Origin of the sequence: Bradyrhizobium sp. SUTN9-2 (genome assembly GCF_003122645.1) — a bacterium.
GTDB lineage: Bacteria > Pseudomonadota > Alphaproteobacteria > Rhizobiales > Xanthobacteraceae > Bradyrhizobium > Bradyrhizobium yuanmingense.
In genome coordinates this window covers 34,743-45,433 of record NZ_LAXE01000001.1, presented here as the reverse complement: position 1 = coordinate 45,433, position 10,691 = coordinate 34,743, and the positions used below count along the sequence as shown (strand labels likewise).

The 10,691-nt window shown below is 57.4% G+C and carries 9 protein-coding genes and 1 pseudogene; 4 read left to right on the top strand and 6 right to left on the bottom strand.

Annotated elements, in window-relative coordinates; all coding sequences use genetic code 11:
• Positions 1–318: 318 nt before the first annotated feature.
• On the bottom strand, positions 319–648 hold the full coding sequence (locus tag XF30_RS00220; protein ID WP_109141585.1) for a hypothetical protein: 330 nt from the start codon (positions 646–648) through the stop codon (positions 319–321).
• A gap of 885 nt (positions 649–1,533) precedes the next feature.
• On the opposite strand from XF30_RS00220, the gene XF30_RS00215 reads away from it, so the two are divergent.
• Both XF30_RS00215 and XF30_RS00210 read left to right on the top strand, forming a co-directional pair.
• Entirely contained in the window at positions 1,534–1,758 is a 225-nt protein-coding gene (locus tag XF30_RS00215; RefSeq protein WP_109141584.1) for a hypothetical protein, read from the top strand.
• 111 nt (positions 1,759–1,869) lie between these two features.
• A complete protein-coding gene (locus tag XF30_RS00210; RefSeq protein WP_109141583.1) occupies positions 1,870–2,055 on the top strand; it encodes a hypothetical protein in 186 nt (61 codons plus the stop codon).
• Positions 2,056–2,426: 371 nt separating this feature from the next.
• Here XF30_RS00210 and XF30_RS00200 read toward each other — a convergent pair whose 3' ends face one another.
• From XF30_RS00200 to XF30_RS00180, 5 genes and pseudogenes are all read right to left on the bottom strand, one after another.
• Entirely contained in the window at positions 2,427–3,590 is a 1,164-nt protein-coding gene (locus XF30_RS00200) for a recombinase family protein (RefSeq protein WP_225130560.1), read from the bottom strand.
• A gap of 128 nt (positions 3,591–3,718) precedes the next feature.
• A complete protein-coding gene (locus tag XF30_RS38975; protein ID WP_225130558.1) occupies positions 3,719–4,006 on the bottom strand; it encodes a recombinase family protein in 288 nt (95 codons plus the stop codon).
• Positions 4,007–4,350: 344 nt separating this feature from the next.
• Positions 4,351–5,709 (bottom strand): annotated as a pseudogene (locus tag XF30_RS00190) (IS1182 family transposase).
• A gap of 57 nt (positions 5,710–5,766) precedes the next feature.
• The gene (locus tag XF30_RS00185) at positions 5,767–5,988 is read right to left on the bottom strand and encodes a hypothetical protein (protein ID WP_225130557.1); all 222 of its coding nucleotides are present in this window, start codon (positions 5,986–5,988) and stop codon (positions 5,767–5,769) included.
• A gap of 110 nt (positions 5,989–6,098) precedes the next feature.
• Positions 6,099–6,875, bottom strand: coding sequence for an acetoacetate decarboxylase family protein (locus XF30_RS00180; protein ID WP_109145496.1), 777 nt, complete (start codon positions 6,873–6,875; stop codon positions 6,099–6,101).
• Positions 6,876–8,126: 1,251 nt separating this feature from the next.
• Between XF30_RS00180 and XF30_RS00170 the strand changes: the two genes are divergently transcribed.
• Positions 8,127–8,885: a glucose 1-dehydrogenase gene (locus XF30_RS00170; protein WP_109141581.1), complete on the top strand. Its 759-nt coding sequence runs from the start codon at positions 8,127–8,129 to the stop codon at positions 8,883–8,885.
• A gap of 45 nt (positions 8,886–8,930) precedes the next feature.
• Complete coding sequence (locus XF30_RS00165; protein ID WP_109141580.1) at positions 8,931–10,691, top strand: oleate hydratase; 1,761 nt, start codon at positions 8,931–8,933, stop codon at positions 10,689–10,691.

Below are 10,691 nucleotides of genomic sequence, written 5' to 3'. Positions count from 1 at the left end.
TATCCGCTGTTGGCCATGCAGAGCGCGCGCTCAAGATGGGTTTCAAATGCCTGCCGGGCCCGCTTGGGCTCGCGGTCTGGGTCGATACCAAGGACGATCCGCGATACCTCGCGCCAGTCAGCGCCCTCGGCATTGGCGTCGAGCAGGCGCCAATACGTGGTCATGTGCTCTTCATCGTACACGGTAAGGTCGGACCCAGAGGGCGCTAGATTGGCGAGAACTGGATTGAGGAGAGGCGGCATTGGCTTCCCCGCGATCATTGGTTGTGACACCGGGATATTTCCCGGTGTTTGTGTCGGCGGCGTGACCGGTGCAGGATCACCCAAACAGCCGGCGGCTGACATTGATGATGAAACCGGCCGGTGCGCCGATGATAGCGCCGACTAGGCCATAGCCGGCGGCGCCACCGGGACCGATCATCACCGCGCCGTAGAAGAAGCCGATACCTGTACACAAGACAATCATGCCGATCAGTGTCCGATCGTTCAGCTCTTCGATCCGGTGCAGGCGTTGCTCTTTGGAGCTTTGCACATAAGGACCGGCCGGCTCACGCGAGCCGCAGTGCGGGCAGGCGACGGCCGAAAATGAGACATTGCCGCCGCAGTCGGAGCAGCCAATCAGTTCCTGTTGTACGCGCCCGCCCGTCATGCGTCCCAACGTAGCCGCCTCGCTACCATGGCGCTACGGGCTTTGCCCGGGGTCCACAATCACTATTCCTCGGCCCGGGCCAATCGTCGCCTAGCAGCTCGCCAGAGGAGGATCGCTGGAGCGGCACTGCCGAGATATTCGACGCGGCCCGCGCCGGCGTCCAGGCCGCCTGGGAGGCGCTGGCGGTCGCGCGACGGCCGTCGAGTAAACTGCCCACCTGGCTAACCGTCGCATGAAGCATACCGCAGAACGTCCAAGCGCCGATCCGGAAGCCGCGGCCCTCCGGACTAAACTGTTAAAGGTGGGTGTCGATGGATCGAGTGGAAGGCGACCGTATCGCGTGGGTCCGCCACCTTGCCGAAGCGACGGTACGACGGCGTACCCCTTGGCTGTTCCGGGCATTCGAACTCTGATGATCTTCACTGCCGCGACGTATACTTCCAGATCGGCTTGTGAGAGGCCGGGGCGGCCTGGATAACACCCGAGCTGACGAGTGAGCCGCAGATGTCTCACGTGGCTCGTCGAGCAACGCAGCAGTTGAGCAGCTTCTCTCTCCGTCCACATCTGCGAGTTCGGTTTGATCTGCGCTTCATCGCGCGATTCAAACACGGTGCACCTTTGCGCGTCGATATAATTAATGGCTCAATACGTGTTATACAAAACAATACAACGTAAACGTTGACGTGGCCGAACCGCATTTCCTATCGTCGCAATGAGGTCCAGAAAACCTCGTACGGCAGGCGTAATCGTTTTCCCCAGAGTCCTGAGTCCTCGCGCGTATGTCCAGTGACGCAAGCCTAACGGCGCGAGGGAGCGCCTGTCGTTGCTTATTTCTGGCTCCGGACGACTATCTCGACCTCAGAAAGATCGACGGAGAAAACCACAGTGAAAGCGGTAACAAAACAGAAGGCAGACAGAGCTTGCGCCAAAGAGTTGAAGATTTTGGCACGGGTCGAAAAGGATCTCGAAAATGCACGCGGCTCCGGAGCGGTTGAAGACCTCTTCCTTGGGCTTGAGGAAAACTACTCGATGCACATGCGCACCGAGCATCAAAGCGTCCGAGCAAGATGCGAAGCCATCTTGCGCGCCGGCAGTTTGCCGAAGGCGTAACTGACGATCGTAGAGCGCTCCGTAGGGAGCGCTCTACGCATTTGAGCAACGCGGCCGGCAAAAGCCGGCATCTGATGGCCCCGGCACGCTTCTAAAAGGTGGTAATAACCCGTGCGAGACCTGATCATCGAAGCCTTCGACAGCGTCATCCGCCGCGAGATCGCGGAAGCGGACGACGTTCGCAAGGAAATCGCCCAGCGCGGCGTCTATTGGGCTGGCGACGAGATATGCATGCTGCGTCACCAAGTCGCCGCGCTGCGCAAGCGTGTTGCCGAGCTTGAAGAAACCGACGCGTGATCTCAGCAGACCGCGTTCTCCTCGATGCCCTTTGGAACCGTGGCTTGAATCGCTTCGCGCGGCACCGTGTCCGGTTATCACAGTGCGCGTGCAGATCTTTTGGCTTAGCAGTCATCTGCTCGCGCGGGTTTTCGCGGCTGATGCGCTTGCCGGTCTCCGGGTCTTTGATGAACCTTTGGCGGTTCCAGATGATGGGCCCGGCGTACAGCTCATTCTGAAGGATGCCGTTCAAGCGCTTGCGGCTACGGTCAATGGTCGAGTCGTTTCAGGCCCCGCCACGTGGCCCGGGTACGCCTATCTTGTTCAAGGCAGCTGCGATGTCGCGTGGCGAGTTGCCGCCTTCAACGGCTTCTTCATCTGCGGTGTTAGACTCACGAGGGCTTTTCCTTGCCGATGCATTCGATGAGGAAGCGTGACAGCGCTTCAAACGTGTCAAATCGGTTTATGGTGTGGCCCTTATAGACTTCCTTGGAGAACCAGAACATGCTTCGACTGAAGGTGAGCCACGCCGAGGGCATCAAGACATAGTCGAAGATCGCTTCGTTCTTCTCGTCCAGCCGAACCGCGACAACCCATCCCTTCGGCCACCTCACGCGGTATTGCAGCGTCCAGCGCAAGGGCCGGTTTTCATAGTTGCGGCATCTCGCGACCCGAAAGACGACATTCACGGCATTATCGATTCGAAGACATTCAGTCGAAGCATTGAGGGTGGCACGGCGACCAAGTCTCTTAAAAGCGTCTCGAAGGCGAGCAGCATTGCTAAGCTGAAGGGCGGCCCATCGTTGGTGCGCGGCGTATTTGTCAAACCATCCTTGATTGCCGTTGTACCCGATGAGACGATAGATGTTCCGCAGCGCGCCGAAGTGCAAAAGATACGAGGACATGGACGGCAGGCCTGGACTTGACTTGACGATCGTCTTACTAAGCCTGCCTTTCTTCATCAGGACCTTACGAAGCCGAAGCAACATTTCCTCTTCGGGAATGCTGACGCGCCCCTCACGCATAATCTTTTGCGCGCGCCGGAATGCGTCGCGATGGACGATAGGTTGGATGGCATTCTCTTTTCTGATCCAGAGCTCCCTTGGGTTGCGCGTGACCTTGGCGCCAAGTTTCCTGCTTTTGCGATTGTAGGTCAGAACGCCGATATAAGCGTGGTTCCGGAGGAGGTCACCGACAGCCTTTCCAAGCCACGGTCTTCCCTGGCTATTCAAGATCCCTCGCTGGTTGAGCTCTCGGGCAATGGTGGCCTGCGATTTGTGACGGAGATATTCGTGGAGAATCCAATTCACGATCTCGACTTGATCGGGCGCGCCGGGGATGAGCTTGACATGGTCGGTAAGCAAAGATTTGCGCTGGCCGATCGTTAAAATGCCCTTCGGCCTGCATTGATCGTCGACGAGACATCGTTGCAACGCGTAAGCCGTAGGGCCGCCCATTTTGAAGACGCGATGCGTCAGTCGGACTAACCCTGCGAAAACTTTGGCGGAGAGTTCCCGACTGAACTCAGCCGCCATCACTCTCTTAATATTCTTCATGATGCTGGCGAGAACGCTTCCGTCATTGTCGAATTGTTCCGCGCAACAAGCAACCTTGACGCCCGACTTGCGGCAGATGAACGCGTAGTGCGCGCTCTCGTCAACGTCCTGAAAGCGTCCCCACCGGCTCACGTCGAAGACAAGCAGATGAGCGAAGTCAGCGCGTCCGGTTGCACGTCTTCAACCAGTTCGGTAAGGCCCCCCCGGTTTTCGATTTTGAGGCCGCTTTCTCCCTCGTCACGATAGGTGCGGACGATGGTTAGCTTGTGAAGTTCGGCATAGGTCGCGATGACCACTGCCTGATTCTCAATCGAGTATTGCTGATAATCCGTCGACATGCGGACATACTGCGCCGCCCGTAGCGCTTTTTGCGACTGAGGCAGGCGTTTCGCGTGTACAACAAGGGCGTTGCCCATGTTGCCTCCCCGCGGCGATATCGCGCCGCGCCGTATTGCGCATCGCAAACCATTTAGGCGCATCATCAAGTCCGCGCCATCGGAAAGTGTATTCAGAAAGAGTCAACTGCTATGTCGTTTTTCTTGAAAGCACGTTGCGGCGGGCGAAGCGAGCTGCAGAGAAATGCGGGTTTGCGCTTTTGGGCCGATTTTGTTGCAGAAGTCGGTAGGATCGACGCTCTCAGCCGGGGCTGAGATCTGAAAATTTGGGCTCGCGATCTCTTGGCCGCCTGCCCGGCATGGGCTGCGGAGACGGCCGGGCACTGATGCCTGACGCAACAACGCGACGGACGCACTTACGCAACTCATAGTTCGGCCGTGTTGGGTGGATGGAGCGCCAGCTTGGCAAAGCGACGAAGGTTCTGAGCTATTGCTGCAAGCGTAAATTCGAACCGCGCGCCGGCCGGTCCACGCAGTCTTAGGCGGTCGAACCGCAGGATCCGCTTGAGGTGCGCAAACAGCATCCGAACCTTCTTACGATCTCGTCGGGTCTGATCGTAGGCAGGTGTCTTGGCGATAGCCCGGGCGACATCGCGCGCTGCCTCGTGCACGTGGCGTGTGATCTTCCGGCTCGGCGAGTTTGGACAGCACTTGGATTTGAGCGGGCAGTCGCGGCAATCGGCGACGCGCGAGAAATACGAGATAGCGTCATCTCCGCGTGGTCCGCGTGCGCGGCAGGATCTTGCCGCTGCGGCAGACATATTGATCGCGCGTCTCGTCATAGATGAAATCGTCGCGGCTGAACGTGCCGTCGTCGCGCTGTGACTTGTCGATCACCGGGATGTGGGGCGCGATCCCCTTCACATCGACCAGGAAGTGGAGATTTTGGGCCGCCCGTAGGCCGTATCCGCGACGAGCCAGTCGGGTTTGATGCCGAACGTCTTCTCAGTCCTTTCGATCATCGTTTGGGATGCGCCAACCTCGGATTGGCGGATCGCCCGGGACGCTTCGACATCCATGATAATACCGAACTTGATGTCGATGAGGTAATTGTCGGCGTGGGCGAAGAACGCGGCGTTGCGCAGTGCGCCAGTCCACTGCGCGGCTGGGTCGGACGGCGCGACAAACTTCGGCACGACGTCGGTGGCACGACCTCATGCTGGATCGTCGAGATTGGCGAGATAGTCCTGAACGGCGCGCCTAGCCCCCATCGGGTCGATGTCGTGGCGCCATTTATCGCCCGGCGTCGAGCGGCACTTATTGGCGTCCGCCGCGATCAAGCTGGCATCGACGGCGAAACCATTGCCGCCGACAAGGCCAGCCTTGATGCACAAAGCGACGACGCGCTCGAAGACGTGACGAAAGACATCATGATCGCGAAATCTCTCGTTGCGGGCGCGCGTGAATGCCGAGTGATCCGGGATCCTGTCTTCTATGCCAAGGCCGCAGAACCAGCGATAGGCGAGATTGAGCTGAACCTCGCGGCATAGTGCGCGCTCCGAGCGGATCGCGAATACGTAGCCAAGGATGAGCATCCGGATCATCAGCTCCGGATCGACCGATGGTCGGCCAGTGTTGGAGTAATGCGGCGCAAGCTCGACGCGCACCCACGACAGATCGAGAACTGCCGCAATTTGCCGAACCTGATGGTCGTCCGGCACTACGGCCTCGAGGTCGAACGCATAGAACAGATGAGCCTGCTCGCCGTTGCGCCGCCCCATCATCGAATCTCTCCGTCGATAGCCGCTTCACTTCGACGGAATCACGGTTCGCACCGATCCTCAAGGTAGTTCTGCAACAAAATCGGCCCGTAGCCGACATGTCCGGCGCAGCTCTTTCGTCTGCTTCTGACGAGGCAACCAGCAGGATATGGTCGTTGTCCTTGTCGATGATGTTGAACGCCCATCCATCATGGCTGTGGCGATCGCCACGTCGGCCTTCTTCTCCTTATTGCCGCTATTCTTGTTGTAGACGTGGGTCTTGAAGCCGGCCTTGTCGACCATCTTCCAAAATGAGTCGCCGGGAGGAGGTGAACCCCACATACGGCCGTCAGCTGGCAAGCCGACAGCCCTGGCAGCAATTTAGGATTGGATGAATTCTTCAAGCTCGTCGATCATCTGTTTACCGGGTTTGATTCCTCGGAAAGGATATCAATGGCCTTGAGCCTTGCGTCATACTCCTCGTATGTGCCGAGCAGGGCTTGGCCAACTGTCAAGTTGTGCACGGGATCGATAATCGAGGGGGAGTCGTAAGTTAGGGAGGTTGGTCCAGTAAATAGAACTTCTTCGCCACGCTCGTCGCGTCGCAACGTTCGGTCCGTACACCATTTGACGAGTTGCGTGACCTCTCCCTTCCCGGACTCAATGATGGGCGGCAGCTGCCGAACCGAGTAGAAATTCGTCCGCGCAGAATACATCTGCCGCGAATCCGAGCTCATGCGCTCGTCTGGTTGAGCGGTAAGGGTCAGCAGGCGCTTGCCTTTCGGACGCTCGAGCGTACCCTGAATTAGACCGCCTTCTCTGATCAGTCTAATGTGCGCCAGCTTTTTTGGAGCACCAAGAACCTCTCGTCCCGAGGCGAGAGCTGCATCATTTACCGTCACGTAAATGTAAGGGATGTAGTAGCCAGTCTCACCGTCGGGATCACGAACTTGAATTCCTGAATAGCACTCCAAGTATGGCCCGACAGTGCTTGAGCGATAGCTCGCGACTCCCACAATGGCGATTGCAGGGTTTGCTGCAGGTGCTAGCTCCTTCGGCAATAAACAATTCGCCTCGTGCCCCACGCTGAACATAAGGTTTATGGCTTGGCAGCCGAGAAACGCACTGCCACGATTTTTGCCCCCATGGTAAAGAGGCGCATCAAGCGGAATGCCTTTGACGTCGGGCATCGCATCCTCCTTGATCTCAGAATAATTCGCGCGGTTGGAGATTGAGCTATTCATCTCACCGCGCCTCTCCGGTTGTTGAAGCGCCCCTGAAGCGACTGTATTGCGCTGGATGCGATGTGGATTCGGTAGTCCGTACGGCACATCGATCCGGTGATAGCGATCTTCGCTACGCGAGGCCGCAGTGCCGTTTCTGCGCCTTGCACCTCAATCCGCCGGATTAAACGATCCGAAAACATCCGACACGCTTGACCTTTTCCATTCTAGAAGCCGGCAGCTGTCCTGTGCTGCCGGATGCGCCTGATTGTGCATCCATTCCGGCGGAGCGTGCTCACCGATGATGACGTCAAGGCGAGTGGGTGATTCCTATTTGTCTATCAGTCGTTATGCAACGTCGATGCCAGGCACCTCGTGCCGTTTATACGGCTCACTGGCTGACGTCAAATTGCGTACGAGTGACCCGACAACTTTCGACTCTTGTTTTGTTGCCTTGCTCGCTTGTCCGATTGACGACGCGATGTCGAAAGCCCGACATGATCAAGTATCCGGACAGAAAGTCGATGAGGCTCTCTCACGAGTGTTCGCAACAGCATGGCTATCGCCATTGTGTCTCGATTAAACCAGATCAGCGCAACATTATCGCTCGCATGGTCGAAAACGCAGGCCCTGACATCGCCGTCTCGGTGGAGAGTCGGAAGACCTCCAGCGCCTGTGCAAGAGTCACGTGAGGCTGACTTCCCATCAGGTCGGCGCGCCGATTGCACGGAATGGATACTCCAATTCGCAAGTCTTAGGAGAACCTCATGCGTTCTGCGCCCCACTTTTCGATCCACAAGGAGCTCAGCACCGTTCGGCACCGGTATCGCTCCGCTCGCCGGTACCGATCCTATCTCCGAAACCGGAGGAAATTCGGTCGCAAATTGTCGGCGTCTAGAAGGTGGGATAGTTCGGCAAAGCCAATGCAACAATCCAAAGGATGGCTACCGCCTGAGCGGCGGAAGCATGTTCGCGACGTGAAATCGTTATTGAAGTGCTTTAGCGCCAATTTACACGGGTACTGCGCACAAGCTTTGGGCATCAAAGATGATGCGTAGCAGAGGGCAGATCGGCAAGAGTCCGGGGCGTGGTGCAGACCGCAACTCTTGGCTTGCCCGACTTTCAATGCTCGTTCTCAACCATTTTGATCAACATGCCCGTCATCCTTTTTGATGCTGAAAAACCCTGCACCGCCACTGATCGAGGGAACCAAGAGTTATGGGACGTGTGAGCGAAAAAGTCATTTTGGTAACCGGCGGGGCTCGAGGGATGGGGGCCGCTCATGCGCGCCTGCTGGCAGCCGAGGGCGCTAAAGTCGTGATCACCGATATTCTTGACAATGAAGGAGCGACTTTCGCGGCCGAACTTGGCCCATCCGCGATCTATGTGCGTCAAGACGTCGCCCAGCCAGGGGAATGGTGCCAGGCGATCGCGGCTGCGGAGGGCAAGTTCGGCGCGCTGCACGGCCTCGTCAACAATGCAGGCATAGCGAGTATGGCTCCCATCGAGCGGTTCCCGCTCGAGCAGTGGGAGAAGACCCTGGCTGTCAATCTCACCGGTGTATTCTTGGGAATGCAGACGGCCCTACCTGCCATGCGCCGCGCGGGCGGAGGCTCGATCGTCAACATCTCGTCGGTTGAGGGGCTGAGGGGTAGTGCTGGGCTTCACGCCTATGTTGCTTCCAAGTTCGGCGTGCGGGGCATAACGAAGTCCGCTGCCTTGGAGGCCGCCGCGTCCGGCGTTCGCATAAGCTCTATCCATCCGGGCTTCATCAACACTCGGATGACAGAGAACATCGATCTTTCCGGTTTTCCAATTCCGCTCGGGCGGCCAGCCGAGCCGCAGGAAGTGTCACAGGCAGTCTTGTTCCTGCTTAGCGACGAGTCCTCTTATCTTACCGGCTCCGAAATCGTCGTCGATGGCGGTCTGACGATCGGCGTCCCGCAGAAGTGTCAGGCGGTCGAAAACATCTTCTGACTATCAGCGGACGGATTGTCACATCAAACGAGATGGAATGTCGCGATGTATTACACCAGTGGAAATTACGAAGCTTTTGCTCGGCCCCGCAAACCCGCCGGCGCGGACAGCAAGACAGCTTGGTTCGTTGGTTCGGGGTTGGCTGCGCTCTCCGGCGCGGCCTTCTTGATCCGCGACGGGCAGATGCGTGGCGACCGTATCACCATCCTCGAACGACAGACGGTTCCGGGAGGCGCGTTGGACGGTTGTCAGGATCCGGAAAGGGGATTCGTGATTCGAGGTGGCAGAGAGATGGAGGATCATTTCGAGTGTCTCTGGGATCTGTTTCGTTCGATCCCATCGCTCGAACTTGAAGGCGCCAGCGTGCTCGATGAGTTTTACTGGCTGAACAAGGATGATCCGAACTACACACTACGGCGGGCGACGGTGAAACAGGGGCAGGATGCTCATACCGATGGCCTCTTTACACTGAGCGAACAGGCCCAGAAAGAGCTGATTGCCCTTTTTCTTGCCACTCGTAAGCAGATGGAGACCAAGCGCATCGACGAAGTGTTCGGGAGAGATTTCTTCAACAGCAATTTCTGGCTCTATTGGCGGACCATGTTCGCCTTTGAAGAATGGCATTCGGCCCTCGAGATGAAACTTTATCTGCATCGATTCATCCACCATATCGGCGGCCTGCCGGATTTCAGTACGCTGAAGTTTACCAAATACAATCAATATGAATCGCTTGTTCTGCCGTTATCCAAATGGCTGTTGGCGCAAGGCGTCAATTTTCGCTACGGGGTCGTAGTCACCGATATCGATTTCGACATAAAGCGTGGACGCAAGCAAGCCACAGCCATCCGCTGGCTGGAGAATGGCATTGAGGGCAGTCTCATTATTGGCGCCGACGATCTTGTTTTCATGACGATCGGGTCGCTGACCGAAAACTCGGACATGGGGGACCATCACACGGCCGCTAGGCTCAACGAAGGACCGGCGCCCGCCTGGGATCTGTGGCGGCGTATTGCGGCCAAAGATGCGGCCTTTGGACGCCCAAATGTCTTTTGCGGCAATATTCCTGCAAGCAAATGGGAATCGGCGACGATCACGACCCTGGACAAACGCATTCCAGCATACATCCGCAAGATCGCCAAACGCGATCCGTTCAGCGGCAAGGTTGTCACAGGAGGCATCGTTACGGTGAAAGATTCGAGCTGGTTGCTCAGTTGGACCACAAATCGCCAGCCGCATTTCAAGCGCCAGCCCAGCGATCAAGTCGTCGTCTGGGTCTATTCGCTATTCGTCGATAAAGCCGGCGACTACGTGAGGAAACCGATGCAAGATTGTACGGGCGAGGAAATCACGCAAGAATGGCTTTATCACCTCGGTGTGCCGGTTGCGAGTATACCGGAACTCGCCGCTGGGGCCGCCAAGACGGTCCCGGTGATGATGCCCTACGTCACTTCCTTCTTCATGCCGCGGCAGGCGGGCGATCGGCCAGATGTTGTGCCGAAAGATGCGGTCAATTTCGCCTTCATCGGCCAGTTCGCGGAGTCGGGTGAACGGGATTGTATCTTCACGACGGAATACTCCGTTCGGACCGCGATGGAAGCCGTGTATATCCTCCTCAAGATTGAACGTGGCGTGCCAGAGGTATTCAACTCGACCTATGATATTCGCAAGCTGCTTGCAGCAATGGGTAGACTGCGCGACGGAAATGAAATTGAGATCCCGGGACCTGCGTTCCTGCGCGAGCTCATTCTAAAAAAGCTTGAAGCGACTGAGCTTGGCGAACTACTCAATAAATATCACCTGAGTTGA

Coding starts and splice junctions, on each gene's coding strand:
- XF30_RS00220 (WP_109141585.1), bottom strand. CDS start 648: ATGACGGGCGGGCGCGTACAACAGGAACTGATTGGCTGCTCCGACTGC.
- XF30_RS00200 (WP_225130560.1), bottom strand. CDS start 3,590: ATGAAGAATATTAAGAGAGTGATGGCGGCTGAGTTCAGTCGGGAACTC.
- XF30_RS38975 (WP_225130558.1), bottom strand. CDS start 4,006: ATGGGCAACGCCCTTGTTGTACACGCGAAACGCCTGCCTCAGTCGCAA.
- XF30_RS00185 (WP_225130557.1), bottom strand. CDS start 5,988: ATGGTCGACAAGGCCGGCTTCAAGACCCACGTCTACAACAAGAATAGC.
- XF30_RS00180 (WP_109145496.1), bottom strand. CDS start 6,875: ATGCCCGACGTCAAAGGCATTCCGCTTGATGCGCCTCTTTACCATGGG.
- XF30_RS00170 (WP_109141581.1), top strand. CDS start 8,127: ATGGGACGTGTGAGCGAAAAAGTCATTTTGGTAACCGGCGGGGCTCGA.
- XF30_RS00165 (WP_109141580.1), top strand. CDS start 8,931: ATGTATTACACCAGTGGAAATTACGAAGCTTTTGCTCGGCCCCGCAAA.